This window comes from Polaromonas sp. A23, assembly GCF_002001015.1.
Lineage (GTDB): Bacteria > Pseudomonadota > Gammaproteobacteria > Burkholderiales > Burkholderiaceae_C > Polaromonas.
In genome coordinates this window covers 106,380-131,636 of the sequence record NZ_MUNO01000050.1, presented here as the reverse complement: position 1 = coordinate 131,636, position 25,257 = coordinate 106,380, and the positions used below count along the sequence as shown (strand labels likewise).

Genomic DNA, 25,257 nt, shown 5'->3' with positions numbered 1-25,257 from the left:
CTGAATTTAAATTTCGGTATACCGTTTTAGGAAGACAAATCATGAACGCAGAGCAAAACGATCTGATCACCCGGATTGGTCCCGGCACCCCGTGCGGCGCGTTACTGCGCAGCTATTGGCAGCCGGCGGCGCTGATAGCTGAATTCGACCCTGCGCTGGATCCGCGCATGGACAAGCGGCCGGTCAAGGCGGTGCGCCTTCTGGGCCAGGACTTCGTTCTGTTCAGGGACGACCAAGGCAACTACGGCCTGCTGGACCGCGACTGCCCGCATCGCGGTGCCGACCTGTCTTTCGGCCGCACCGAAGGCGATGGCCTGCGCTGCCCGTTTCATGGATGGAAGTTCGATGTATCGGGCCAGTGCCTCGAAACACCAGCCGAACCTGCGGGCAGCAAGCTGTGCGAACGCGTCAAGCAGCGCAGCTACCCGGTGCTGGAAAAAAGCGGTGTGCTTTTCGCCTGGCTGGGCCCGGAAGGCTCGACTCCGCCGCCCTTCCCCGCTTTTGACTGCTTCAATGCGCCGCCCACCCACAGCTTCGCTTTCAAGGGCTTGTGGCATGCCAACTGGCTGCAGGCTTTTGAAGTCGGTATAGATCCCGCCCACCCCTCCTTTTTGCACCGATTTCTGCAGGACGAGGCGCTTGAAGACATAGGTCAAAACGCAGCCGGCAAGCAGTTCCGCAGCGCCAGTGCCGGCGCCATCGACGGCGAGCAGTGGCCGATGACGCGCATCATGCGCGAGTTTGCCCAGCCAGAGATCAGCTTCGAAAATAAGCCCTGGGGCATGCAGCTCACCGCGCTGCGGCCCATGAACGACAAGCTCACGCATGTGCGCGTGACCAACGCCGTCTTCCCGGCCACCTTCGTGATTCCCCTCTCGGAAACCATGACCATCACGCAGATGCATGTGCCGGTGGACGACACCCATACCTACTGGTACTCGTTTTTCACGAGCTTTGCCGGCCCGCTGGACAAGGAAAGCATGCGCGCACAGCGCCAGAAGTTCATCTCACTGCCCGATTACATTCCCAATGCCGGGCGCCACAACAACTGGGGCTTCAACGCCGAGGAACAGCGCACCCAGACCTACCTGGGCATGGGCGAGGAAGACATCAATGTGCATGACCAGTGGGCGGTGGAAAGCATGGGCGCCATCCAGGACCGCACGCGTGAGCACCTCGGTACCAGCGACAAGGTCATCATGGCGAATCGCCGGGTGCTGATCAAAGCCATTGCCACGGTGCAGGAAGGCGGCGTAGCGCCGGGCATTGCCGATGCCGCGCAAGCTGAACTGATGCGTGGCCCGGACACGGTGGACGGTATTGCACCGACGGGCGAATGGCCGGCCTGGTGGCAGGCGCAGGCCCGGGCCAAGCAGGAGAACGCACCCTGGAAAACGAAGGACGTGAAGCAGGTTGCAAGCGCATGAGCAGCTTCGCCGAACAATGCGGCATGCACGATGCTGCACGCCAGCAAGCACTGAAACACACCGCGCAGCTGATAGATGCCAGCGGCATCGAGCTGGTGCGGTTTGCATGGTGTGATCTGCATGGCGCCTTGCGCGGCAAGACGCTGACCGCCGGTGCGGCCGCCCAGGCCATGCAGGACGGTGTGGGCATGGTCAGCACGCTGCTCCTCAAGGACACATCGGACCGCACCGCCTTCAAGGTGTTCGAGGCCGGCGGTACGGCCGAACTTCCGGGCTTTGAATTTGCGAGCAACCTGCTGCTGCTGGCAGACCCGGCCAGCTTCAGGCAACTGCCGTGGGCACCGAGTACCGGCTGGGTCCAGGCCCAGCCGTGGATGCAGGACGGCACGGCAGTCGAGCTGGACACACGGCGCATTCTGCAGCGTGCGCTTGCACAGCTGGCCGAGGCCGGTTACGGCATGAAATGCGGGCTCGAAATCGAGTTTCATATCTACCGCATCACCGACGAAGGCGCGCAGGACCAGCTTGACCCGGAGCAGGCTGCCTGGCCTGGCTTGCCGCCCAAGGTCGCCATGATTCACCCCGGCTACAACCTGCTGGCGGAAAATCTGTTCGACATGGCGGAGGAGCCACTGCGCATCGTGCAGCACACCGCGCAGGCGCTGGGGCTACCCCTGCAATCGCTGGAAATAGAGCTTGGCCCCAGCCAGGTTGAAGCCGTGTTCGATGCCACCGACGCTTTGACGGCCGCCGACAACATGGTGCTGTTTCGCAGCGCGGTCAAGCAGGCGCTGCGCCGCGCCGGCTACCACGCCACCTTCATGTGCCGCCCGCCTTTTCCGAACATCATGTCCAGCGGCTGGCATTTGCACCAGTCGCTGGTGGACCTGCAAACCGGTGCCAACCTGTTCCAGCGCGAGACGCCGGCCAAAGGTACGCAGCCAACCGACGCGCAATACACGCTCTCAGCGCTTGGCGAGCATTACCTCGCCGGCCTGCTGGAACACGCACGCGGCATGACGGTGTTCTGCACACCGACGATCAACGGCTTTGGCCGCTTCCGGCCGAATGCGCTGGCGCCCCAGTCGGTGCTGTGGGGGCGTGACAACCGCGGCGCCATGCTGCGCGTGGTGGGCCAGTGCCGGGACAAGGCCACACGCATTGAAAACCGCATTGGTGAGCCGGCCGCCAACCCTTACCTTTATTTGGCCTCGCAGATTTACGCCGGGCTGGACGGCATCCGGCGCAAGCTCAAGGCTCCGGTGGCCACAGATGCACCTTATGGCGAGGCCGGCACCCGCATTCCAACCAGCCTCGGTGAAGCACTGGCGACGTTGCAAGCCGACCCGGTGCTGGTGCAGGCGTTCGGCGAGACCTTCATCAACTATTTCACGCGCATCAAGCAGACAGAAATCTCGCGCCACGAGCAGGCCGAAGACAAGGATGACTGGCAGCGGCGCGAATATTTCAGCCGCATCTGATTTTCAAAAGAACAATGATTACTATTAATTTCATAGCTACTGAAGCACAACCGATAAGGGCTAAAGGCAAAATTGGCCAAAGCCTGATGGAGGCAGCCGTGGCTGCAGGCATTGAAGGCATCGCAGCCGACTGCGGCGGGCTGTTGACCTGCGCCACCTGCCATGTGATGGTGTGCGAGCCGTTTTCGAGCCAGTTGCCGGCCGCCGACGGCGAGGAACTCGCCATGCTGGCCTTTACGGCTACCCCTGCCTCGCCCGCCAGCCGGCTGAGCTGCCAGATCAAGCTGACCGCCGCGCTGGACGGTTTGACGGTAGAGTTGCCTGCCAGCCAGTATTGACACCTATTCCATCAAGCACAGGACAACCATGATTCTCGAACTCGCCGACATCCGCATTGCTCCCGGCCAGCAAGCCTCTTTTGACGAGGCCATCCAGCGCGGCCTGACGACAGTGATCCAGAACGCCAAGGGATTCCAGGGCTTCAAGGTCAACAAGGGCATTGAAAACCCCGAGCGCTACATCCTGCAGATTTTCTGGGAAACGCTGGAAGACCACACGGTGGGTTTCCGCGAGTCACCGGCGTTTGCGCAGTGGCGCGCCATCGTCGGGCCATTTTTTGCCAGCCCGCCGGTGGTCGAACACTTCAGCCTGCTGACGAAGTCGGCCTGAGCCCAAGAGGAGAGGCAATGGCCGGTCAGGCCATATCCTCGTGGCCGGCAATGAGCTTGCCCAGCAAAAAGCCAAGTTGCTCGCGCTCGGCCTTCTTCAACGGCTCTAACAAACGCGATTGAACCGTGCTGACGGCCCGCTTCATCTCCAGGGCCACCCTTTCCCCTTCAGGCGTTACCCAGAGCAGTTTTCGGCGCCTGTCCGCAGGATCGGCCTCGCGCCGCACCCAGCCTTTGGCCTCGAGCCGGCCGATCACCGAGCCGGACGTCGCGGCATCGAAGGCAACCCGTCCCGCCAGCGTGATCTGGTCTTCGCCGGGGTCATCCATCAGGGCGTTCAGGATGGCAAACTGCACCGGCGTCACATCAAACCCGGCCGTCTCCTCCATGAAGAGGGCAATCGACAGCTGGTGGGCGCGCCGGATCTGATGCCCGGGGGCTTCGCTGAAATTAAAGCTTTTTGGCATGGCCGGAGTTTAAGGGAGCGCTGACCACACGCCGCAGAGGACTTGTTCGGCGCTCCTCAGGTTCAGGGTATTCACCATGGCGCCAGATGATAAGTATACTTATCATCTGGTTGAAGCCCCCTCTTTCTGCAGCCCTGAATCACCGTGACATCTCCCCACCCCATCCTCATCGCCGGCGGCGGCATAGGCGGCCTGGCCACCGCCCTGGTTCTGGCGCGGGACGGCCACGCCGTAACGGTGCTGGAGCAGGCCGCAAGCTTCGGCGAGATCGGTGCCGGCATCCAGCTCGGTCCGAACATCTTCCGGATGTTTGCCTGGCTGGGCCTGACCGATGTGGTCAGCAAGGTCTCGTTTTTTCCGCCCGGTATGGGCATGAACGATGTACGCACGGGAGAAAAAGTAGTACGTGTGCCACTGGGCGACATGGCCCGCGCGACCTACGGATTCCCCTATGGCGTGATTTACCGCGCCGACCTGCACCAGGTGTTTCTCGACGCCTGCCAGGCACTGCCCAACATCACGCTGCGCACCCAGGCCAAGCTCGAGTCGTTCGAGCAGACGGCGGACAGCGTGCGCGTCCAGCTGGCCGGCGGTGAAACGCTGCCAGGCTCTGCACTGATTGGTGCAGACGGACTGTGGAGCAAGGTGCGCGAGGCGGTGGTCGGCGACGGCAAGCCGCGGGTGTCCGGCCACATTGCCTATCGCGCCGTTCTGAAGCGCGAAGAGGTGCCGGCCCATTTGTGGAGTGATGACGTGCTGCTCTGGGGCGGCGAAAAAACCCATCTGGTGCATTACCCGTTGCGCCGCGGCGAGCTGTTCAACCTGGTCGCGGTATTTCACAGCAGCAAGTACGACGAGGGCTGGAACACCTTCGGGGATACAGCCGAACTGACCGAACGTTTCAGCCATGCCTGCCCCCAGGTGCGGGAACTGCTGGACAAGATACAAACCTGGAAAATGTGGGTGCTGTGCGACCGCGAGCCGGTGAAGAACTGGACCGACCGGCGCGTCACGCTGCTCGGCGATGCGGCCCACCCGATGCTGCAGTACCTGGCCCAGGGCGCGGGACAGGCGATTGAAGACGCCGTGGTGCTGCGCGAAGCCTTGCGCTTTGCGCGCGGCGATGTGCCGCTGGCTTTCCAGGAGTACCAGCGGGCCAGGTATCTGCGCACCGGCAGGGTGCAATTGACTGCACGTTTTTACGGCGATATCTACCACGCTGCGGGCGTTCAGCGCGAGCTGCGCAACCAGCTGTTTCAGGGCGGCAACGAAAGCGCGGGTTTTGCCGGTCTTCAATGGATGTACGACGGGATCGAGCCCTCAAAGCTGTTCAAATAAGCCCTTTCAATTTTGGAGATTCGCATGAAAGTTTTCAAACGAGCTACGCTTCTGATGGCTGTACTCGCATTACCCATGCTGGCTACAGCCCAAAATGCACCGAAAAAACCGGCTGCCAAGGAAGCCGCACCGGTGGTCACGAACTGGCCCACCCGGCCCGTCAAACTGCTTGTGGGTTTCCCTGGCGGCTCCACGCCCGACATGGCTGCCCGCATACTGGCCGAGCCCCTGTCCCGCGCACTGGGCCAACCGGTCATTGTTGAAAACCGCCCCGGCGCCTCGGGCAACATTGCCGCCGATCTGGTTTCCAAAGCCACCGACGATCACACGCTGGGCGTTGTGATCAACGGCAACCTGACTTCGGCCAAGATGCTGTATTCCAAGCTGCCTTACGACCCCGCCAAGGACTTCGCACCGATCTCGCTGCTGACCACAGCGCCGCTGGTACTGGTGGCTCCGGTGAACCAGCCTTCGGGCAACGCCTTCTTCCTGGCGGCCCGCAACGGCGGCGACAAATGGAATTACGGCTCTGTCGGTAACGGCTCGGTCGGCCACCTGGGCATGGAGCTGCTGAAGTCCAGCGCCGGCAACCTCGCTGCGGTGCACGTTCCCTATCAGGGCAACCCGCAAGTCGTCACCGCACTGCTTGGCGGCCAGATCCAGATGGCCCTGGTGCCACCCGGCATCGCCCTGCCGCAAATCAAGGCCGGCAAACTCAAGGCCATCGGCTTGACCAGCGGGCGCAGTGCACTGGCGAGTGAAATCCCGTCACTGGCCGACGCGGAAATACGCAACTTCAACCTTGAAGTCTGGACCGCGCTGGTTGGCCCGGCCAAATTGTCCAAAGCAGCGCAAACCCGCCTCGCCCAGGAAGTGCCGCGCATCATCCGCGACAACGACACCCGCCAGAAACTGTTCAACCAGGGCTGGCAAGCCGTGGGCACTTCACCCGAAGGCCTGACCAGCCGTATCCGCAATGAAACATCCATCATGGGCGGCATCATCGCCATACGTGGCATAAAGATTGAATGAGCCCCCACGGTCGCTCACTTCGAGCCTGCGGCGGCTCCCTGCCCCTTGCACTGGGAAAGGGGCCGCTGCGCCTGCGGGCCGGCGGAGCCGGACCCGCGGCCCCTGCTTGACTAAAGAATCCTCATGACCATGCGAACCGTTACTGAGCCCGCCCGCACACTGCCGGTGTACGGTGAGTTCGACGTGGTCGTGATCGGTGGCGGACCGGCTGGTCTGGCTGCCAGCGTCAGCGCCGCGCAGCATGGCGCGCGCACTCTGCTGGTCGAGCGCTACGGTTTTCTGGGAGGCATGGGCACGGCTGGCGGCGTCACCAACTTTGCAGGGCTGTATGGCCGCAAGGATGGCGAGATGCAGCAGCTGGTGCATGGTGTGGTGGACGACTTGCTGGCACGCATTGATGCGCTGGGGGGGTTGAACCAGCCGCAGGACGGCATGCAGGGGCGCATCCGGGTTCGCTCCTATGACGTGTCTGCGTACAAATGCGCCGCCGACCAGCTGTTGCTGTCTGCCGGCGTGCAGATTCTCTTTCACGCGTGGGCGGCCGCGGTCGTGATGAACGGCAAGGCGATCGAAGCCCTGGTGGTTGAAACAAAGTCCGGACGCCAGGCGATCAGGGCGCGCAGGTTTATTGACTGCTCCGGCGATGCCGACGTCGCCCACTTCGCCGGTGTTCCCTTTGAGCTGGGCGATGGGCATGGCAGCGCACTTTTCCCCTCCACCATGTTTCGCGTGGGCCATGTCGATGCTCCGCGTGCACTCGCCGCCGTCGGTGAGTTCAAGGCCATCAACGACCTGATGGAGCAAAGCGAGGCCCGTAGCCCCGGGAAATACAAATTTCCGCGCAAGGGGGCCATCCTCCGGCCGCAAAAAAATCCCGCTGAATGGCGCGCCAACGTCACGCAAATCCGCAATGCCCAAGGCAATGCGATGGACGCGACCGACGCCACTCAGCTCAGCGAGGGTGAACTTGAAGGACGACGGCAGATCACCGAGTACTTTCGTTTCCTTAAAAACGAGGTGCCTGGGTTTGAAGCGTCGGCCATCATAGACATCGCACCCCAAGTCGGCATTCGCGAAACACGGCGTATCAGCGGTGCCTATTCGCTCAGCGGAGAAGACATCCTCTCGTCTGCTCGTTTTGATGACGTCATTGGCATCAACGCCTGGCCGATGGAAATGCATGTAGACGGCGCCATCAGCTGGGGCTTTCCACGCAACGGAAACCGGGCATACAACGATCTCCCCTGGCGCATGCTGGTGACGCACGAAGTGGACAACCTGCTGGTGGCGGGACGCTGCGCGTCCATGACGCATGAGGGGCAATCGGCAGCGCGTGCCAGTGGTGGTTGTTTTGTCATGGGCCAGGCGGCGGGCACCGCGGCAGCGACGCTGGCAGCCGGGACAGCTTTCGCCAACACTGATTTGCCCCGCCTGCAGCAGGTGCTGTTGAATGATGGCGTTTATTTGGGGTGATCCCCCGAGCAGGAGCAATCCATGGACATGACCCCGCCTCCAGATCATCCACGCAAGGCTTTTTACGACGCCATTGCCGCGCAGCACATGGCACCGTTATGGGAGGTGCTGCACGCCTTGGTGCCTCAGCAACCAGCGACGCCCTGTGTGCCGGCCTTCTGGGCCTACAACAAGGTGCGGCCCTACCTGATGCAGTCGGGCGAACTCATCACAGCGGAAGAAGCAGTCCGCCGCGTACTCATTCTTGAAAACCCTGCATTGCAGGGCCAGTCGTGCATCACACAGTCGCTGTATGCCGGGCTGCAGCTGATCTTGCCGGGCGAAATTGCGCCCAGCCACCGCCATACCCAAAGCGCGCTGCGGTTTGTGGTGGAAGGACGCGGCGCCTACACCGCGGTCGACGGCGAACGCACCACCATGACGCCTGGCGACTTCATCATCACACCCAGTTGGACCTGGCATGACCATGGCAACCGGGAGGCGCTGGAAGGCGGTGAACCGGTGGTCTGGCTCGATGGTCTGGACATTCCCATGCTGCGTTTTTTCGATGCCGGTTTTGCCGAGAATCACACCGAGCGCTCACAGCCCGTTACCCGGACCGAGGGCACCAGCTATCAACGCTACGGTGCCAACATGCTGCCGGTGCGCTATGACGCACCGTTTGGCCAGACGTCGCCGATCTTCAGCTACCCGTACGAACGCACGCGCGAAGCCTTGCACACGCTTGAACAGCAGGCACCCATCGACGCCTGGGACGGCGTCAAGCTGCGCTACGTGAACCCGGCCACCGGCGGCTGGCCGATGCCGACCATGGGCACCTTCATGCAGCGCCTGCCGGCCGGTTTTAATGGTCAGGCCTGGCGGCAAACCGATGGCGCGGTGTTCAGCGTCGTCGAAGGGCACGGTACCGTGCTGATCGGAGAAGCCGGCCAGCAGCAGGCCTTTGAGTTCGGTCCGCGCGACCATTTTGTGATTCCGTCGTGGCACACGGCCAGCCTGCGCTCTGCGCAGGGCTGCGTGCTGTTCAGTTTTTCAGACCGTCCCGTGCATCAGGCATTGGGCATACACAGAGAAGAGAGGTTGTCATGAGCTTTGTATTTCCCCCACCCGCAACAGTCTCCGTGCCCGTTGTCGGCACGACCGAGCGCTTCCCCGTTCACCGCGTCTATTGCGTGGGACGCAACTACGAAGAACACGCCAAGGAGATGGGGTTCACCGGCCGCGAGCCGCCTTTTTTCTTTCTGAAACCCGCCGATGCGGTGGTGGTGGTGGAGGCCGGCCAGACCGGCACCATTCCCTATCCCAGCTTGACCAAAAACCTGCACCACGAAATCGAACTCGTGGCGGCCATTGGCAAGGGCGGCAAGAACATCAAGGCCGCCGACGCCTACAAGCACGTCTACGGTTACGCCGTAGGTCTGGACATGACGCGCCGCGACCTGCAGGGAGAAATGAAAAAGCAGGGGCGCCCGTGGTGCATCGGCAAAGCCTATGACCACTCCGCCCCAATCGGGCCCATCACTCCTGCAGCACAGGCCGGCGATGTGATCAATGCCGAGCTGTATCTGCAGGTCAATGGCAAGGACCGCCAGCGCAGCCATGTCTCCAAGCTGATCTGGAACATAGCCGAAACCATTGAGCACCTGTCGGCCGCGTGGGAATTACAGCCCGGTGACCTGATTTACACAGGCACACCCGAAGGTGTGGCGGCCGTGGTGTCGGGTGACACCATGGTCGGCGAAGTCAAAGGCCTGGGCACCCTGTCGGTGAAAGTGGCCTGAACCCGCGCCGAGGCGCCTGTGCAATTTCCGCGCAGGCACTCTCTTGATCATGCTCAGCCAACTCCGTTGCGGGTTCCACAAACCGCTTGTGGACAGATGCCACCCTGCTCGTACGTCAGTTAACCCCCTCTCATCAGGGCTATTACCGGTTCTCAAACAACTCATCGTGCATTACTTTCTAACCATACCCACCGGAGACAACACATGATTCAGCGACGTACCCTTCTGAAAACCGGCGCAGCGGCTGCGCTGGGCGCACCTTCCCTCTCCAGCCTGGCCCAGCAGGCTGTCACCCTGAAATTTCATACCTTCATGTCTCCGGCATCAAATGTCTGGCTGGGCATGCACAAACCCTGGATGGAAAAGATTGAAAAGGAATCGGGTGGCCGCATCAAGTTCGAGGCCTATCCGGCCATGCAGCTGGGTGGCACGCCGGTGCAGTTGTACGACCAGGCCAAGGACGGTGTTGTTGACGTGGTGTGGACCCTGCCTGGCAACACGGCGGGCCGCTTCCCCCGCATAGAGGCGTTTGAACTGCCGTTCATGATGTCCAACGCCGAAGCCACTTCCAAGGCCTATTGGGAATACGTGCAGACCATGGCTCCGGACGAGTTCAAGGATACCCAGGTCCTCGCGCTTCACGTGCACGGCCCTGGCGTGATTCATACCGTGGACAAACCGGTCAGGTCCATCGCCGACATGCGTGGCCTCAAAATGCGCGCGCCCACCCGCCAGGTCACCAAGTTGATGGGCATGCTCGGCGCCACCCCGGTCGGCATGCCCTTGCCGGCCATCACCGATGCGCTGAGCAAAGGCACCATCAATGGTTGCGTGATTCCCTGGGAAGTTGTGCCTTCGGTCAAGGTCAACGAACTCACAAAGTTCCATGCCGAGTTTGACCCGGCGGGCGGCAGCCTCTACACCACGACCTTCGTCATGGCCATGAACAAGGCCAAATACAACTCGCTGGCACCAGACCTGAAAAAAGTCATCGACAACAACTCCGGCATGGCCACGTCTGCCTGGCTGGGCAAGGTTCAGCAGGGCAACGACGTCCCCGGCCGCAAAACCGCCAGCGACCGCGGCAACACCATCTACACCGTCAGCGCCGCTGAGGCGCAGGACTTCCGCCGCAAGTCACGTACCGTGGAAGTTGAATGGGTCGAGGACATGAACAAAAAAGGGTTCGACGGCAAAAAGCTCCTCGACACCGCACGCAGCCTGATCGAGAAGCACAGCAAGACCACCAAAGCCTGAGTACGGGCATGAAGCAAAAAGGCTCTCTCGGGAGCCTTTTTGCTTTCAATTTACACTGCATGCGATGCACCGCAGCCCCATCAAACACTGCAAAAATTGCGGCACTACCGTGCTTTACCGGTTGCCGGATGACGGCGACACGCGGGAACGCGCCGTCTGCCCCGCCTGCGGCACCATCCACTACGAAAACCCGCTCAATGTGGTCGGTACGGTGCCGCATTGGGGTGACAGGGTGTTGCTGTGCAAGCGCAACATTGAGCCGCGCTGGGGAAAGTGGACATTGCCCGCGGGTTTCATGGAGCTTGATGAAACCACCTCGCAGGGCGCCGCACGGGAAACTGACGAGGAAGCCGGTGCACAGTTCGAAATGGAAGACCTGTTCAGCGTGATGAACGTCGAGCGTGTCGGCCAGGTTCACCTCTATTACCGCGCCCGCTTGCTCAGCGAAAAATTCAATCCCGGGCATGAAACGATAGAAGCCAGGCTGTTTACCGAGGCCGAAATCCCCTGGGATGAGTTGGCCTTCAAAACCGTGAAAGAAACCCTGGTTTGCTATTTTTCTGATCGCCGCAAAGGCGCTTACGGCATTCATGTGATCGACATCGAATGAGTGTGCGGGCGAAGCTGACAGCAAGGTAAGCAAGTGCGGCATTTGGCCTGTGCGTCACTTAGAATTTCTGCAGCCTGGCCTGCCCGTAACGCCGCCTTCACCAGCGGTTTTTCCCTCCTCCTTTCCGACACCTCACCTCCCTGGATTTCATGTTCAAAGCTGCTTCCTTTTTCCGAATTGCCGACGACTTCACCCTGCCCCCACTGGATGCGCTTGAAGAGGCCCTTCAGACCAGCCGCTTCCTGCCCTGCGGCGCTACGCAAGCGGAATCCAGCGGCTGGGTCGCGCCACGCGGCAACAAGAGCACGGTGCTCGCTGAAAGCGTTGGACAGCAACTGATCTTGCGCCTTGGTACCGAGCGACGCCCTCTGCCGGCGTCCGCCATCAAGGACGCCGTGGAGCAACGCATTGAGCAATACAAGCAGGAAACCGGGCATGAACGCGTAGGTTCGAAAATCAAGAAGGAGTTCAAGGAAGAGGTGATTCTCGACCTACTGCCGCGTGCCTTCGTCAAGCGTTCCGCCACCACGCTATGGATAGATCCGGTCAACAAATTCCTGGTTGTGGACTCAGGAAGCCTCACCGGGGCCGACAAAGTGGTGAGCCAGTTGATTGAAGCGCTCAGCGAAATTCCTGGGTCTACCACGGGCCTGATGGCAAGGCCGGTGCAGACCACCATGGCGGCGGCCACCGCCATGGCTCACTGGCTCTCAAGCCGCGAAGCTCCCGTCAACTTCACCATCGACAGGGACTGCGAACTGAAAATGCCTGACGATCAGAAATCGACCGTCCGTTATTCGCGCCACACACTCGAAATCGACGAAGTTGCCGAACACATTGCGGCGGGCAAGGTACCCACACAGCTGGCGATGACATGGAATGACCGGATATCGTTTGTACTGACTGATGCAGCCCAAGTACGCAAACTGAAGCTGCTTGATGTCGTTCTGGATGGGGTGCAGGACAAAGGGAAGGACGACGACGGCTTTGATGCCGATGCTGCCATCTTGACCGGCGAGTTGACAGCCCTGATTCCTGACCTTCTGGAGGCTTTGGGGGGAGAAATGTCAGCTGATGCGGCAGCAGCGCCGGCTCTCAACGTCGAAAAGCCAGTGGCCGAGCTTGCCACCATATAAACGGCTAGGCAAAAACCGCAGCCGATGGATTTTTAACGCGTTAACGGCCAGGGATACCCAAATGGGGGACAGGTGAAAAATCGTTCTCACTATCTGTCCCTCGACCTGAACTCTGGCCGTTCGGCTACCAAGAACAGCCTAGGAGCCTGGGCAGGCTGCAACACTGTAATCCGTTAGTTCTCCATAAAAAAGGCCGCTGACTATCTCTAGTTAGCGGCCTTTGTACTGGCATATGGTGGAGCTGGGGGGATTTGAACCCCCGTCCGCAAGCCTTGTTCGGGCAGATCTACATGTTTAGCGGTCTGATTTAGGTCTCGCCACCTGTGTCGCGCAGTCGCACGCTACACAGGACGCCAGCACCCTATTTTCTCGCCCCGGGTTAAGGTACCCAGCCAGGAGCCAGCCGATGAAATTATCTTTACAGCCGGGAGCGTTTAACTTGCGCTAAAAACCCCTTGCCCAGCCCATCGGCCTGCTGTTGTAAAGCTCACTGGCAATTAAGCAGCGAGTGCGAAACGTTCGTCGTTTGCAGTTAGTTTGTTTGAATCAGTTTTACGAGCACACTCAGCTCGACATGCACCACACCGCGTCCGAACCCACGTCGAAACCAATGCAGCCCCAAGCGGACTAGTTTAAGCCATTCGCAGAAAATTCAAGAGAGAAGCTGGAGAAACAATGGTGGCATCAGCGTTCCAGCGCTCGGTGTCCGCCAGCGCTCCCAAATAGCCATAGGCAGCTGCCACCGTTGGCATGCCGGCTGCACGGCCAGCAACAATGTCGCGTTCGTCGTCTCCCACGTAGACACAACGGCCCGGCACAAGCCCGAGTTGGCGGGCAGCCTCCAAAAGCGGGGCTGGGTGCGGTTTGGCATGAGGCGTTGTATCACCACTAACAATGGTTTGCGCCGTAACGAACAAAGGCATCTGGCGGGTCAGCGGCAAGGTGAAGCGCTCCGATTTATTCGTGACGACACCCCATTTGAGTCCGACGCTGTTTATTTGGGCGATCAACTCGGCCACACCGTCAAAGGCGTATGTCCGCTCGGTCATACAGGCCTCGTAGTTCGTGAAAAACTCTTCTTTCAAGGCGCCATAGTCAGCGTGGTCTGGCGTGAAGCCAAAAGCCACGCCTATCATGCCCCTGGCGCCAGCGCCAGCCATGGGCCTGTATTCGGCCAGCGGGAGGGAAATCAGGCCTCTGTCGGTGCGCATCTTGTCAGCTGCAGCACCCAAGTCCGGGGCACTGTCAATCAACGTGCCGTCAAGGTCAAACAGCACCGCCTCAATATCGTTAAACATCGGCCAAACTACCTCAGGGTTTCTGCGTGGCCAGCATGTAGTTGACGCTGGTGTTACTGCTCAGCCAGTAGTTCCGGCTCAAGGGGTTGTATTCCATGCCTTTGGTCTGATGCAAATTGAGCCCAGCGTCCCGACAATAGGCAGCCAGTTCACTGGGCTTGATGAATTTGGCGTACTCGTGGGTGCCGCGCGGCAGCAGGCTCAACATGTATTCCGCACCAACGATGGCGAACAGAAAGGCCTTGGCGTTGCGGTTGATCGTCGAGAAAAACACCTGGCCACCCGGCCTGACCAGCGTCGCGCAGGCACGCACGACCGATGACGGATCCGGCACGTGTTCCAACATTTCCATGCAGGTCACCACATCGAAACTGCCCGGCTGCTCGGCCGCCAGCGCTTCCGCACTGATTTCCCGGTATTCGACGCCCTGGGTATTGGCCTCCAGCGCATGAAGCCGCGCGACCTTGAGCGCCTTGGTTGCCAGATCAATACCCAAAACCTGCGCGCCCTGGCGTGCCATCGCATCGGCCAAAATGCCACCGCCGCAGCCGATATCGAGGACCCGCTTTCCTTTCAGCGGCATCAAGCCCTCAATCCAGCCAAGCCGCAAGGGATTGATCTGATGGAGGGGACGAAACTCACTCTCGGTATCCCACCAGCGGTGCGCCAGATCGGAAAATTTGGCCAGCTCGGCCGGGTCTGCGTTTTCAGTTGTATGCATGTTTGCGATTATCGCCCGCACATAAAAAAACCGCGCCGTAGCGCGGTTTTTTAAGCGACCCGGAAGGATTACTTGTTGGCGCGAGTGCCAACCACTTCGATTTCCACGCGACGATTTTTCGCACGGCCTTCGCTGGTCTTGTTGTCAGCAACTGGCTGTTTCTCGCCCTTGCCTTCAGTGTAGACGCGGTTTTTCTCGATGCCTTTGGACACCAGATAAGCCTTGACTGCTTCAGAGCGTTTCACAGACAACTTCTGGTTGTAAGAGTCGCTACCGACAGCATCGGTGTGGCCCACGGCAATGATGACTTCGAGGTTGATACCCTTGATCTTGCCAACCAGATCGTCAAGCTTGGCTTTGCCTTCAGGCTTCAGCACAGACTTGTCGAAGTCGAAGAAAGCATCAGCGGCATACGTGACTTTGGTCGCTGCGGGAGGAGCTACCGGTGCAGCGCCAGGGCGAGCTGGTGTTGGTGCAGTCGCTCCAGCCATAGGGGCTTTGGCCGGAACGATAGCGCCGTCACAACCTGGAGCGGCAGTAGCCGGGGTCCAGAATGCATCACGCCAGCACAGTTCGTTGGTACCGTTTTTCCAGACCAGCTCATTGGTGCCGTTTTTCCAGTTATCGATTGTTTGTGCACCAGCGGCGGTTGCAAGCGCTGCGGAAGCAAACAACATTGCCACTTTGTTGAGTTTCTTCATGGTTCTCCTCTAGAGAAAAGCCGCAGACTCGCTGCGATTAAATACACGCCGTGAGTGACCATCACTCAAAGCGTTACAGTTATTGTGCCATAGCTCATTGGGCGTTCAAGCCGTGTAGAGGCTTCGTCTGACACAGAATCGAGATTCTTTGTTTTTTGTTGCGGACTTGCCACACCCCGAACAAGGCCTGCACAGGCCTTAAAATCAGCAGGCTTATCTCCCCGCGCATCGCAATATCCAATTCAGGCCTCTCATGACCCAGTTTGCCAAAGAAACCCTGCCCATCAGTCTTGAAGAGGAAATGCGGCGCAGCTACCTGGATTACGCGATGAGCGTGATCGTAGGGCGCGCCTTGCCGGATGCTCGCGACGGTCTCAAGCCGGTTCACAGGCGCGTGCTGTTTGCCATGCACGAGCTCAATAACGACTGGAACCGGCCCTACAAAAAGTCGGCCCGTATCGTTGGCGACGTGATCGGCAAGTACCACCCCCATGGCGATCAGTCGGTCTACGACGCGATCGTCCGGATGGCCCAGGATTTTTCCATGCGCCACATGCTGGTGGATGGTCAGGGAAACTTCGGCTCGGTCGATGGCGACAGCGCAGCGGCCATGCGTTACACCGAGGTCCGCCTCGCCAAAATTGCCCAGGAAATGCTGGCAGATATCGACAAGGAAACCGTCGACTTTGGCCCCAACTACGACGGCAGCGAAAAAGAACCTCTGGTCCTGCCATCGCGCATTCCGAATCTGCTGATCAATGGCTCCGGCGGCATTGCGGTTGGCATGGCCACCAACATTCCTCCACACAACATCAACGAAGTCGTTGATGCCTGCCTGCACCTGCTAAAAAACCCGCAGGCCAGCATTGACGAACTCATGGAGATCATCCCCTCGCCCGACTTTCCCACGGGCGGCATCATCTATGGCATCAATGGCGTCAAGGACGGCTACCGTACCGGCCGCGGCAAGGTGGTCATGCGCGCCCGCTGCCATTTCGAAGACATCGACAAGGGTCAGCGTCAGTCCATCATCGTCGATGAACTTCCATACCAGGTCAACAAGAAAACCCTGCAGGAACGCATGGCAGAACTGGTCCACGAGAAGAAGATTGAAGGCATCAGCCACATCCAGGACGAGAGTGACAAATCCGGCATGCGCCTGGTCATCGAACTCAAGCGAGGTGAAGTGCCCGAGGTGGTACTGAACAACCTGTACAAGCAAACGCAGTTGCAGGATACCTTCGGCATCAACATGGTGGCGTTGGTCAATGGCCAGCCCAAGCTGTGCAACCTGAAGGATCTGATCCAGGTCTTCTTGTCGCACCGCCGCGAAGTGGTAACCCGCCGCACCGTATTCACTTTGCGCAAGGCCCGCGAGCGCGGTCATGTGCTCGAGGGCTTGGCCGTCGCCCTGGCCAACATCGATGACTTCATTGCCATCATTCGCAATGCCCCAACCCCGCCGGTCGCCAAGGCCGAGTTGATGCTCAGGCCCTGGGACAGCAGCCTGGTGCGCGAAATGCTCACGCGAACCCGCGCCGACGGTGGCGTGGTCAATGCCGACGACTACCGCCCGGACGGGCTGGAGAAGGAGTTCGGCATGGGCAACGACGGCCTGTACCGGCTGTCCGAAACCCAGGCCCAGGAAATCCTGCAGATGCGCCTGCAGCGCCTGACCGGCCTCGAGCAAGACAAGATCGTCGCCGAGTACAAGGAAGTCATGGCAGAAATCGATGACTTGCTGGACATCCTGGCGCGTCCCGAACGCGTCTCGACCATCATCGGCGAAGAGCTGGCAGTCATCCGCCAGGAGTTCGGCCAGACCAAACTGGGGTTGCGCCGTAGCCAGGTCGAGCACAGCTCGTTCGACCTAAGCACCGAGGACCTGATCACGCCGACCGACATGGTGGTCACGCTGTCGCACACGGGCTACATCAAAAGCCAGCCATTGTCTGAATACCGTGCGCAAAAACGCGGAGGCCGGGGCAAGCTGGCCACAGCCACCAAGGAAGACGACTGGGTAGACCAGCTCTTCATCGCCAATACACACGACTACATCCTGTGTTTTTCCAACCGTGGCCGGCTCTACTGGCTCAAGGTCTGGGAGGTCCCCGCGGGTTCGCGTGGCTCGCGCGGCCGGCCGATCGTCAATATGTTTCCGTTGCAGGAAGGCGAAAAGATCACCGTGGTCCTTCCGCTGACGGGGGAAAAACGGAGCTTTCCGGCAGACCAGTACGTGTTCATGGCCACGAGCATGGGCACGGTCAAAAAGACCCCGCTGGAAGATTTCAGCAATCCGCGCAAGGCCGGCATCATCGCAGTTGATCTTGATGACGGCGACTACCTGATTGGCGCCGCTCTGACTGATGGCAAGCACGATGTGATGCTGTTCTCCGATGGCGGCAAAGCTGTGCGTTTTGATGAAAACGACGTGCGCCCCATGGGGCGCAATGCCCGCGGAGTCCGCGGCATGATGCTCGACGACGGTCAGGGCGTGATCGCCATGCTGGTTGCAGAAGACGAGCAGCAAAGCGTGCTCACCGCCACCCAGCACGGCTTCGGCAAGCGCACTTCCATTCAGGAATACACGCGCCATGGCCGTGGCACCAAGGGCATGATTGCCATCCAGCAGAGCGAGCGCAACGGCAAAGTTGTTGCCGCCACCCTGGTGCATACCGACGATGAAATCATGCTGATCACCGACAAGGGTGTGTTGGTGCGCACCCGGGTCAGCGAGATCCGTGAAATGGGACGTGCCACCCAGGGCGTGACATTGATCGGGCTCGACGAGGGCTCACAACTCAGCGGCCTGCAGCGGATCGTCGAAAACGATGCCAGCCTGGACGACAATGATGTTGAAAACGATTCAGGCACTCCTGCCTCCAATACGGAACCCCTTTGATGAATAAAACACTGACAGCACTACTGCTGGCCGCCTGCGCTTTTTCAACCACCAGTCAGGCCCAGCCGGCTGACCCCAAACTGGAATGGGCCACCCGCCTCGTGGCCTTGCAGCAAGGCCCGGAGCTTGACGGCCTCGTCGAACAGATTGCAGCCAGCGCGACCCGTGATCTGGCCTCCAACTGGGAACCACGGCTGGAGACCGTCCCGAAAGCCAAGCAGGCCAAAACCGCGGACGAAGTCAATGCGGAACTTTCCAAATTTGCCAATGACGCGGCCAAAGTCATCGCGGGCAAGGTCGCCCAGGCCAACAAGGATGCCCTGGTACCTGCCTATATGGAGCGCTTCACCCTGGACGAACTCAAACAGCTCACCGCCTTCTTCGAATCCCCTGCCGTCAAGAAATACAAGGCGACCTCTCCCGAGCTGGTCAATGTATTCGTGAAGAAACTGGTCGAGTCTTCCAAGCCTGAAATCCAGGCACGGGCAAAGCAGTTTGATGAGACCGCCGGCAAAATCATCGGCCCAGCACCAGCCGCCAAACCTGCGAAGAAATGACGTCAGCCCCTTGTTCTGCGAGTCGATGCCGGTCACGTGATTGCCGAAATGTCGATCTGCCCGAGACGTTTCATTCATGACTCAAACCCTGCAGCAACTTCGTCACGGCATTGACTCGGTCGACCAACAATTGCTCGCGCTTCTCAACCAGCGCGCCGCCTTGGCCAACGAAGTTGGCGAGATCAAACGACAGGACGGCTCGCCGGTGTTCCGACCAGAGCGCGAAGCACAGGTGATCCAGGGTTTGCAGGCTGCCAACAAAGGACCACTCAAAGGCGACAACATCTCCCACATCTGGCGAGAGGTGATGTCTGCTTGCCGCGCGCTTGAAGCACCGCAACGTGTGGCCTATCTCGGTCCCGCCGGCACTTTCAGCGAACAAGCTGCAACCCAGTTTTTCGGTTCCAGCATCGAACACCTGCCCTGCGCCAGCTTTGATGAAGTGTTTCGCGCGGCAACTGCCGGCACAGCACAGTTCGGTGTGGTGCCCGTTGAGAACAACACGGAGGGTGTGGTTACGCGGACCCTGGACCTGTTCCTCAACTCCCCCTTGCATGTGGTGGGTGAAACCAGCCTATTGGTCCGTCACAACCTGCTGAGAATGTCGTCCTCTCTGGAGGGCATTGAAGTGGTGTTGGCCCACGCGCAGGCGCTGGCGCAGTGCCAGGGTTGGCTCGGCATTCATCTTCCCAACGCCGAGCGGCGTGCTGTTTCGAGCAATGCCGAAGGGGCCCGGCTCGCTGCCGGCAATCCGGCCTGGGCAGGCATCGCCAGCGAACGCGCCGGTGCCGAGTTCGGCCTCCATGTCGCCGCACACGCCATCCAGGACGACGCCTTCAACCGAACCCGCTTTGCCGTCATCTGCTTGCCGCAAGTGCTGGAAGCGCCGCAGGCGTCGGGCAAGGACTGCGTCAGCCTGATTGTGTCGGTACCCAACAAACCCGGTGCTGTCCACGATATTTTGGTTCCCTTGAAGACACACGGGGTGTCCATGACGCGCTTCGAGTCCCGTCCGGCCCGCTCCGGCCAGTGGGAGTACTTCTTCTACATTGACCTGCAGGGTCATCCTTCGCAACCCAACGTGGCCGAAGCATTGAAAGACCTGCAGCAACTTTGTGCCTTTTACAAAGTGCTCGGCACTTATCCTGTCAGCGACTAAAACAACAATGCAGCAATTGCAAGCAACCACGGCACTCTTTCATGTTTGAACAACTGGGATTGATAGGCTGCGGCCTCATGGGAGGATCTTTCGCGCTAGCACTCAAACGTGCAGGTTTGGTCAAGCGTGTCGTCGGCTATAGCAAATCGCCCTCCACCACCGAACGTGCGCGCCAGATGGGCGTCATTGACGTGGAAGCGCCCTCGGCACTGCTGGCGGTTTCCGGTGCGGACATCGTCCTCCTGGCAGTCCCCGTATCGGCAACCGAAGCTTCCTTCAAGGCGATTCGTCATCTGGTGGGTCCCAATACCCTGATCATGGACGTCGGCTCCACCAAACGCGACGTGGTGGACGCAGCGCGCCGGGTATTGCGCGACCACGTCGGCTGTTTCGTACCGGCACACCCCATTACCGGCAAGGAAGTCTCGGGTGTCGAACATGCCGATGCGGACTTGTACACAGGCAAACAGGTCATCCTGACGCCTATCGAACGAACCTTCACGGTCCAGCTGCAAAAGGCTGTTGATGTCTGGACAGCGCTGGGATGCAACGTCATTAAAATGTCGCCCCAAGCACACGATGCAGCTTATGCAGCGGTCAGCCATCTGCCGCACCTGATTGCGTTTGCGCTGATCAACAGCATCTCCGGCCAAGCACAGGGAAAAGACTACCTGTCGTTGGCAGGCCCGGGTTTTCGCGATTTCACACGTATCGCGGCCAGCGACCCGAAAATGTGGCGTGACATCCTGATCGCCAATCGGGAGGAGTTGCTGGCACAGTCCAAAATCTTTCAGGAATCTCTGCATTCACTCGAAAAACTGATTTCCGGCTCAGACGGCGATGCGCTGGAAGAACGTATCGACCACGCCAGCCATACCCGTGCTAATTGGCGAATCACTCCGATCAAGTCCCTCAAATAGGCGCGGAGTCATGTTCGATACCGAGTTCCTGGACATTCCAGCACTGACGGGCGCCGGAGGCACAGTCCGCTTGCCCGGCTCCAAAAGCATCTCCAACAGGGTTTTGCTGCTTGCCGCGTTAAGCGAGGGCAGTACCACCGTTCATGATCTGCTTGCCTCTGACGACACTGCAGTGATGCTGGCTGCGCTCGAACAGCTGGGTTGCTCGATTGAACAAAGCGGGAGTACCGCCGTCATCGGCGGCTTGGGCGGTCAATCGCGGCGAGGACAGGGCAAGCTTTATCTCGGCAATGCAGGAACCGCCATGCGCCCGCTGACGGCCGCGCTGGCGCTGTTGGGCGGCGACTTTGAACTGTCAGGCGTTCCGCGCATGCACGAACGCCCCATTGGCGACCTGGTAGACGCCCTGCGCCAGCTCGGCTGCCATATCGACTACCTCGGGCAGGAGGGCTTTCCGCCGCTGCGCATCCGGACCGGCCAGCTCACACTGGATGCGCCCATTCAGGTACGCGGCGACGTTTCCAGCCAGTTTCTGACGGCCTTGCTGCTGGCGCTACCGCTGGTAGCAACCAAGGACATCACACTGGAAGTCGTCGGTGAGCTGATTTCCAAGCCGTATATTGAAATCACACTCAATTTGCTGGCGCGTTTCGGCATCCAGGTCCGCAGAAGCGGATGGCAGCGCTTCACGATCCCCGCCGGCAGCCGCTACCGCTCACCCGGTAAGGTCCACGTTGAAGGAGACGCCTCTTCCGCTAGCTATTTCATAGCACTTGGTGCAATAGCGACGACGGCTAAAGGCCAAAATGGCATCAAAATTCTGGGGGTTGGCGCTGATTCCATCCAGGGCGACATCCGTTTTGTCGAAGCAGCACGGCAAATGGGCGCGCTTGTCGACAGCAGCGCCAACAGCCTGACCATCCGGCGCGGCGCCTGGCCGCTCAAGGCCATCGACCTGGACTGCAACCACATTCCCGATGCAGCCATGACCCTGGCCGTGATGGCCCTGTACGCCGACGGGACCACCACCTTGCGCAACATCGCCAGCTGGCGCGTCAAGGAAACCGACCGCATTGCCGCCATGGCCTGCGAGTTGCGCAAGCTCGGCGCCGGCGTTGAAGAAGGCGCCGACTACTTGAAGATTACGCCGCCCCGCCCCGCCGCCGGGCCGCCCCAAGGCGGGGCAGCCCCCTCGGGGGGCAGCGAACCTCACGGAGTGGGGAGCGTGGGGGTTCCGTCTCAGTGGCAAGCCGCGCCCATCCAAACCTATGACGATCATCGGGTGGCCATGTGTTTCTCACTGGCAGCCTTCAATCCCGCACGATTGCCCATCCGCATCCTGGATCCAAAATGTGTAGCCAAAACCTTCCCGGATTACTTTGAAACCCTGTTCTCGGTCTCCCACACCGAGCCCGAGCTGATTCCAGTGCTCTGCATCGACGGCCCAACCGCCTCGGGAAAGGGAACCGTCGCAGCGCTGGTGGCACGCCGGTTGGGTTACCACTTTCTTGATTCCGGCGCCATGTACCGGATCACGGCCCTGGCAGCCATCCAGGCCGGGCTGTCCATCGAACCGGCACAAGAAATGGCGATTGCCGCCCTGGCGAGGCAGTTGCCGGTCCGCTTTTCGGACGGCAAGGTCTTTCTGGGCGAGCAGGATGTCACCGAAACCATTCGCACCGAGGAAGCTGGCATGAACGCTTCCCGCGTATCGGCCCTGCCTTCCGTTCGCCTGGCACTGGTAGACCTCCAGCACAGCTTCCGGCAACTGCCGGGCCTGGTGGCCGACGGCCGGGACATGGGCACGGTGATTTTCCCGAATGCCCCCCTGAAAATCTTTTTGACGGCCAGCGCCCGCCAAAGGGCCGAGCGGCGCTATAAGCAGTTGATTTCAAAGGGGATTTCGGCTACAATTTCCGGGATTCAGCAGGATTTGGAGGCTAGGGACGCGCGTGACATGTCACGGCAATCCGCCCCTTTGAAGCCCGCTGATGACGCCAAGCCACTGGACAATTCCGCATTGTCGATCGAGGAATCGGTCGAGCAAGTGCTCAGCTGGTGGCAAGGCTTACGGCCCTTCTGACCTTCAACGTACGCCAGTACACGGTCAGCAGGCTCATTAACTTAACCCGCGGATCATCCGCACGCAACCGCCGCAGCCAGCTCTAAAAACGATAGCAATGGTGCTCTCGGAAACCTGCCCTGTGGACTAGGAAAATCAATGTCTGAATCTTTTGCCGCCCTATTTGAAGAATCGCTGAAACGCTCTGAAATGCGTACCGGTGAAGTCATCACCGCTGAAGTCGTTCGTATCGACCACAACCACGTTGTCGTCAACGCCGGACTCAAATCCGAGGCTTATGTCCCCCTCGAAGAATTCAAGAACGACCAGGGCGAACTCGAAGTCCAAGTCGGCGACTTTGTCTCCGTGGCCATCGACTCCGTCGAAAACGGCTATGGCGACACGCTGCTGTCCCGCGACAAGGCCAAGCGCCTGGCATCCTGGATGAGCCTGGAGAAAGCCCTGGAATCCGGCGAATTCGTCACCGGCCAGACCAGCGGCAAAGTCAAGGGCGGCCTGACCGTCCTGGTCAACGGCATCCGTGCCTTCCTGCCCGGTTCGCTGATCGACACCCGCCCCATCAAGGACTTGTCTCCGTACGAGAACAAGACCATGGAATTCAAGGTCATCAAGCTGGACCGCAAGCGCAACAACGTCGTGCTGTCACGCCGTGCGGTTGTCGAGGCGTCCATGGGCGAAGAACGCGCCAAGCTGATGGAAACCCTGAAAGAAGGCTCCGCCGTCAAAGGTATCGTCAAGAACATCACCGAGTACGGTGCCTTCGTTGACCTGGGCGGTATTGACGGCCTGCTGCACATCACCGACATGGCATGGCGCCGCGTGCGTCACCCAAGCGAAGTGGTGACAGCCGGCCAGGAAATCGTTGCCAAGATCCTGAAGTTCGACACCGAGAAAAACCGCGTGTCGCTGGGTCTGAAACAAATGGGCGACGATCCATGGATGGGCGTGAACCGCCGCTACCCGCAAAGCACCCGCCTGTTCGGCAAAATCACCAACATCGCCGACTACGGCGCGTTTGTGGAACTCGAACCCGGCATCGAAGGCCTGGTCCACGTGTCCGAAATGGACTGGACCAACAAGAACGTGGCTCCGAGCAAGCTCGTCAACCTCGGCGACGAAGTCGAAGTCATGGTCCTCGAGATCGACGAAGACAAGCGCCGCATCAGCTTGGGCATGAAACAGTGCAAGGCCAACCCATGGCAAGAGTTCGCACAGGACACCAAGCGCGGCGACCGCGTCAAGGGCCCGATCAAGTCGATCACCGACTTCGGTGTCTTTGTGGGCCTGGCTGCCGGCATCGACGGCCTCGTGCACCTGTCTGACCTCTCGTGGAACGAGCCCGGCGAAGCCGCTGTTCGCAACTACAAAAAAGGCCAGGAAGTGGAAGCCATCGTTCTGGCTGTCGACGTCGACCGCGAACGTATTTCCCTGGGTATCAAACAGCTTGATTCTGATCCGTTCACCACATTCGTGTCGATCAACGACAAGGGTGCGATCGTGACTGGCAAGGTCAAGACCGTGGATGCCAAAGGCGCCGAAATCGATCTGGGCGAAGACATCATTGGCTACCTGCGTGCCAGCGAAATCAGCCGTGACCGCGTTGAAGACGCGCGCAATGTGCTGAAAGAAGGCGACGAAGTGTCGGCAGTCGTGGTGAACGTGGATCGCAAGACCCGCAACATCCAGCTGTCGGTCAAAGCCAAGGACAACGCTGACCAGCAGGAAGCCATGGCCTCCCTGAGCCAGCAGTCTTCACGCGATAACGCCGGCCTGACCAACCTGGGCGCCTTGCTGCGTGCCAAGCTGGACAACAACGAGAAGTAATCAAGCGGACTTTCGCAAAATGGCGTGCCTGCTCCCCGGACCGGCACGCCATTTTTCTGTCCCCCTATTCCTATGACCCGAAGCGATCTTGTCGAAGAACTGGCCGCCCGATTCAGCCAGCTGACCCACCGCGACGCCGAATATGCCGTCAAGACGATTCTTGACGCCATGAGCGATGCCCTGGTGCGTGGGCACCGGATCGAGATTCGCGGTTTTGGCAGTTTTTCCATCAACCGCCGCCCGCCGCGCATGGGCCGCAATCCCCGCTCGGGCGAGAGCGTCGCCATCCCGGAAAAGCGTGTTCCTCATTTCAAACCGGGCAAGGCACTGCGCGAAGCGGTGGACACCCGCACCGAAGAAATGCTCGCCCCTCCGGCGAAATAAGGGCTTTTCGCCCCGCTCTGGCTACAATTGCCAGACCA

Annotated in this window: 23 protein-coding genes and 1 other RNA gene; 19 read left to right on the top strand and 5 right to left on the bottom strand. The window is 60.0% G+C overall.

Annotated features, from left to right (window positions below; all coding sequences use genetic code 11):
* Positions 1-41 precede the first annotated feature (41 nt).
* Genes B0B52_RS21780 through B0B52_RS21765 form a run of 4 tightly spaced genes read left to right on the top strand, consistent with a single transcriptional unit; the run spans position 42 to position 3,577 of the window.
* Positions 42-1,427: a Rieske 2Fe-2S domain-containing protein gene (locus B0B52_RS21780; RefSeq protein WP_077595775.1), complete on the top strand. Its 1,386-nt coding sequence runs from the start codon at positions 42-44 to the stop codon at positions 1,425-1,427.
* Complete coding sequence (locus tag B0B52_RS21775; RefSeq protein ID WP_077595774.1) at positions 1,424-2,908, top strand: glutamine synthetase family protein; 1,485 nt, start codon at positions 1,424-1,426, stop codon at positions 2,906-2,908. The genes B0B52_RS21780 and B0B52_RS21775 overlap by 4 nt, the downstream gene beginning before the upstream one ends.
* A 14-nt stretch (positions 2,909-2,922) precedes the next feature.
* Positions 2,923-3,246, top strand: a complete 324-nt coding sequence (locus B0B52_RS21770; protein WP_077595773.1) for a 2Fe-2S iron-sulfur cluster-binding protein — start codon at positions 2,923-2,925, stop codon at positions 3,244-3,246.
* 28 nt (positions 3,247-3,274) lie between these two features.
* A complete protein-coding gene (locus B0B52_RS21765; protein ID WP_077595772.1) occupies positions 3,275-3,577 on the top strand; it encodes an antibiotic biosynthesis monooxygenase in 303 nt (100 codons plus the stop codon).
* 25 nt (positions 3,578-3,602) lie between these two features.
* Here the strand turns inward: B0B52_RS21765 and B0B52_RS21760 are convergent, their stop codons facing one another.
* A complete protein-coding gene (locus tag B0B52_RS21760) occupies positions 3,603-4,043 on the bottom strand; it encodes a MarR family winged helix-turn-helix transcriptional regulator (RefSeq protein ID WP_077595771.1) in 441 nt (146 codons plus the stop codon).
* A gap of 144 nt (positions 4,044-4,187) precedes the next feature.
* Here B0B52_RS21760 and B0B52_RS21755 point away from each other — a divergent pair, with 144 nt between their 5' ends.
* From B0B52_RS21755 to B0B52_RS21720, 8 genes are all read left to right on the top strand, one after another.
* Positions 4,188-5,381 carry a 3-hydroxybenzoate 6-monooxygenase gene (locus tag B0B52_RS21755; protein WP_077595770.1) on the top strand — a complete coding sequence of 398 codons (1,194 nt, stop codon included), beginning with the start codon at positions 4,188-4,190 and terminating at the stop codon, positions 5,379-5,381.
* A gap of 24 nt (positions 5,382-5,405) precedes the next feature.
* Positions 5,406-6,413: a tripartite tricarboxylate transporter substrate binding protein gene (locus B0B52_RS21750; protein WP_077595769.1), complete on the top strand. Its 1,008-nt coding sequence runs from the start codon at positions 5,406-5,408 to the stop codon at positions 6,411-6,413.
* 129 nt (positions 6,414-6,542) lie between these two features.
* A complete protein-coding gene (locus tag B0B52_RS21745; protein WP_077595809.1) occupies positions 6,543-7,886 on the top strand; it encodes an FAD-dependent oxidoreductase in 1,344 nt (447 codons plus the stop codon).
* 21 nt (positions 7,887-7,907) lie between these two features.
* Positions 7,908-8,975 (top strand): gentisate 1,2-dioxygenase, encoded by a 1,068-nt coding sequence (gtdA, locus tag B0B52_RS21740; RefSeq protein WP_077595768.1) that lies wholly within the window; start codon positions 7,908-7,910, stop codon positions 8,973-8,975.
* Positions 8,972-9,667, top strand: coding sequence for a fumarylacetoacetate hydrolase family protein (locus tag B0B52_RS21735; RefSeq protein WP_077595767.1), 696 nt, complete (start codon positions 8,972-8,974; stop codon positions 9,665-9,667). Before gtdA ends, B0B52_RS21735 begins: the two co-directional genes overlap by 4 nt.
* A 204-nt stretch (positions 9,668-9,871) precedes the next feature.
* Entirely contained in the window at positions 9,872-10,924 is a 1,053-nt protein-coding gene (locus B0B52_RS21730; protein ID WP_077595766.1) for a TRAP transporter substrate-binding protein, read from the top strand.
* Between the two features lie 64 nt (positions 10,925-10,988).
* On the top strand, positions 10,989-11,534 hold the full coding sequence (locus tag B0B52_RS21725) for an NUDIX hydrolase (RefSeq protein WP_077595765.1): 546 nt from the start codon (positions 10,989-10,991) through the stop codon (positions 11,532-11,534).
* Positions 11,535-11,683: 149 nt separating this feature from the next.
* Positions 11,684-12,670: a recombination-associated protein RdgC gene (locus B0B52_RS21720; RefSeq protein WP_077595764.1), complete on the top strand. Its 987-nt coding sequence runs from the start codon at positions 11,684-11,686 to the stop codon at positions 12,668-12,670.
* 233 nt (positions 12,671-12,903) lie between these two features.
* On the opposite strand, the gene ssrA is transcribed toward B0B52_RS21720, so the two are convergent.
* From ssrA to ompA, 4 genes are all read right to left on the bottom strand, one after another.
* Positions 12,904-13,290: a transfer-messenger RNA gene (gene ssrA, locus B0B52_RS21715) on the bottom strand.
* 12 nt (positions 13,291-13,302) lie between these two features.
* Positions 13,303-13,968: an HAD-IA family hydrolase gene (locus B0B52_RS21710; RefSeq protein WP_077595763.1), complete on the bottom strand. Its 666-nt coding sequence runs from the start codon at positions 13,966-13,968 to the stop codon at positions 13,303-13,305.
* 13 nt (positions 13,969-13,981) lie between these two features.
* Positions 13,982-14,689 carry a bifunctional 2-polyprenyl-6-hydroxyphenol methylase/3-demethylubiquinol 3-O-methyltransferase UbiG gene (gene ubiG, locus B0B52_RS21705; protein ID WP_077595762.1) on the bottom strand — a complete coding sequence of 236 codons (708 nt, stop codon included), beginning with the start codon at positions 14,687-14,689 and terminating at the stop codon, positions 13,982-13,984.
* A 68-nt stretch (positions 14,690-14,757) separates the two neighbouring features.
* The gene (gene ompA, locus B0B52_RS21700) at positions 14,758-15,390 is read right to left on the bottom strand and encodes an outer membrane protein OmpA (protein ID WP_077595761.1); all 633 of its coding nucleotides are present in this window, start codon (positions 15,388-15,390) and stop codon (positions 14,758-14,760) included.
* A 253-nt stretch (positions 15,391-15,643) separates the two neighbouring features.
* Here ompA and gyrA point away from each other — a divergent pair, with 253 nt between their 5' ends.
* The 7 genes from gyrA to B0B52_RS21665 all read left to right on the top strand — a co-directional run bounded on the left by gyrA (position 15,644) and on the right by B0B52_RS21665 (position 25,219).
* Complete coding sequence (gene gyrA / locus B0B52_RS21695) at positions 15,644-18,292, top strand: DNA gyrase subunit A (protein ID WP_077595760.1); 2,649 nt, start codon at positions 15,644-15,646, stop codon at positions 18,290-18,292.
* The gene (locus B0B52_RS21690) at positions 18,292-18,849 is read left to right on the top strand and encodes a DUF2059 domain-containing protein (RefSeq protein WP_077595759.1); all 558 of its coding nucleotides are present in this window, start codon (positions 18,292-18,294) and stop codon (positions 18,847-18,849) included. Before gyrA ends, B0B52_RS21690 begins: the two co-directional genes overlap by 1 nt.
* 76 nt (positions 18,850-18,925) lie before the next feature.
* On the top strand, positions 18,926-20,008 hold the full coding sequence (gene pheA / locus B0B52_RS21685) for a prephenate dehydratase (protein ID WP_077595758.1): 1,083 nt from the start codon (positions 18,926-18,928) through the stop codon (positions 20,006-20,008).
* Between the two features lie 41 nt (positions 20,009-20,049).
* Positions 20,050-20,928 (top strand): prephenate dehydrogenase/arogenate dehydrogenase family protein, encoded by an 879-nt coding sequence (locus B0B52_RS21680; RefSeq protein ID WP_077595757.1) that lies wholly within the window; start codon positions 20,050-20,052, stop codon positions 20,926-20,928.
* Positions 20,929-20,938: 10 nt separating this feature from the next.
* Positions 20,939-23,011 carry a bifunctional 3-phosphoshikimate 1-carboxyvinyltransferase/cytidylate kinase gene (locus B0B52_RS21675; RefSeq protein WP_077595756.1) on the top strand — a complete coding sequence of 691 codons (2,073 nt, stop codon included), beginning with the start codon at positions 20,939-20,941 and terminating at the stop codon, positions 23,009-23,011.
* Between the two features lie 138 nt (positions 23,012-23,149).
* On the top strand, positions 23,150-24,835 hold the full coding sequence (gene rpsA / locus B0B52_RS21670; RefSeq protein ID WP_077595755.1) for a 30S ribosomal protein S1: 1,686 nt from the start codon (positions 23,150-23,152) through the stop codon (positions 24,833-24,835).
* Positions 24,836-24,907: 72 nt separating this feature from the next.
* A complete protein-coding gene (locus B0B52_RS21665; protein ID WP_077595754.1) occupies positions 24,908-25,219 on the top strand; it encodes an integration host factor subunit beta in 312 nt (103 codons plus the stop codon).
* The last annotated feature ends 38 nt before the right edge of the window (positions 25,220-25,257 follow it).

What these genes read in the sequence shown, in the direction of transcription:
- B0B52_RS21675 (WP_077595756.1), top strand. Translation starts at nt 20,939, where the DNA reads ATGTTCGATACCGAGTTCCTGGACATTCCAGCACTGACGGGCGCCGGA.
- B0B52_RS21780 (WP_077595775.1), top strand. Translation starts at nt 42, where the DNA reads ATGAACGCAGAGCAAAACGATCTGATCACCCGGATTGGTCCCGGCACC.
- B0B52_RS21710 (WP_077595763.1), bottom strand. Translation starts at nt 13,968, where the DNA reads ATGTTTAACGATATTGAGGCGGTGCTGTTTGACCTTGACGGCACGTTG.
- B0B52_RS21775 (WP_077595774.1), top strand. Translation starts at nt 1,424, where the DNA reads ATGAGCAGCTTCGCCGAACAATGCGGCATGCACGATGCTGCACGCCAG.
- B0B52_RS21765 (WP_077595772.1), top strand. Translation starts at nt 3,275, where the DNA reads ATGATTCTCGAACTCGCCGACATCCGCATTGCTCCCGGCCAGCAAGCC.
- rpsA (WP_077595755.1), top strand. Translation starts at nt 23,150, where the DNA reads ATGTCTGAATCTTTTGCCGCCCTATTTGAAGAATCGCTGAAACGCTCT.
- B0B52_RS21665 (WP_077595754.1), top strand. Translation starts at nt 24,908, where the DNA reads ATGACCCGAAGCGATCTTGTCGAAGAACTGGCCGCCCGATTCAGCCAG.
- B0B52_RS21750 (WP_077595769.1), top strand. Translation starts at nt 5,406, where the DNA reads ATGAAAGTTTTCAAACGAGCTACGCTTCTGATGGCTGTACTCGCATTA.
- B0B52_RS21770 (WP_077595773.1), top strand. Translation starts at nt 2,923, where the DNA reads ATGATTACTATTAATTTCATAGCTACTGAAGCACAACCGATAAGGGCT.
- B0B52_RS21745 (WP_077595809.1), top strand. Translation starts at nt 6,543, where the DNA reads ATGCGAACCGTTACTGAGCCCGCCCGCACACTGCCGGTGTACGGTGAG.
- gyrA (WP_077595760.1), top strand. Translation starts at nt 15,644, where the DNA reads ATGACCCAGTTTGCCAAAGAAACCCTGCCCATCAGTCTTGAAGAGGAA.
- B0B52_RS21690 (WP_077595759.1), top strand. Translation starts at nt 18,292, where the DNA reads ATGAATAAAACACTGACAGCACTACTGCTGGCCGCCTGCGCTTTTTCA.
- ubiG (WP_077595762.1), bottom strand. Translation starts at nt 14,689, where the DNA reads ATGCATACAACTGAAAACGCAGACCCGGCCGAGCTGGCCAAATTTTCC.
- ompA (WP_077595761.1), bottom strand. Translation starts at nt 15,390, where the DNA reads ATGAAGAAACTCAACAAAGTGGCAATGTTGTTTGCTTCCGCAGCGCTT.
- B0B52_RS21730 (WP_077595766.1), top strand. Translation starts at nt 9,872, where the DNA reads ATGATTCAGCGACGTACCCTTCTGAAAACCGGCGCAGCGGCTGCGCTG.
- B0B52_RS21680 (WP_077595757.1), top strand. Translation starts at nt 20,050, where the DNA reads ATGTTTGAACAACTGGGATTGATAGGCTGCGGCCTCATGGGAGGATCT.
- pheA (WP_077595758.1), top strand. Translation starts at nt 18,926, where the DNA reads ATGACTCAAACCCTGCAGCAACTTCGTCACGGCATTGACTCGGTCGAC.
- B0B52_RS21720 (WP_077595764.1), top strand. Translation starts at nt 11,684, where the DNA reads ATGTTCAAAGCTGCTTCCTTTTTCCGAATTGCCGACGACTTCACCCTG.
- B0B52_RS21735 (WP_077595767.1), top strand. Translation starts at nt 8,972, where the DNA reads ATGAGCTTTGTATTTCCCCCACCCGCAACAGTCTCCGTGCCCGTTGTC.
- B0B52_RS21760 (WP_077595771.1), bottom strand. Translation starts at nt 4,043, where the DNA reads ATGCCAAAAAGCTTTAATTTCAGCGAAGCCCCCGGGCATCAGATCCGG.
- B0B52_RS21725 (WP_077595765.1), top strand. Translation starts at nt 10,989, where the DNA reads ATGCACCGCAGCCCCATCAAACACTGCAAAAATTGCGGCACTACCGTG.
- gtdA (WP_077595768.1), top strand. Translation starts at nt 7,908, where the DNA reads ATGGACATGACCCCGCCTCCAGATCATCCACGCAAGGCTTTTTACGAC.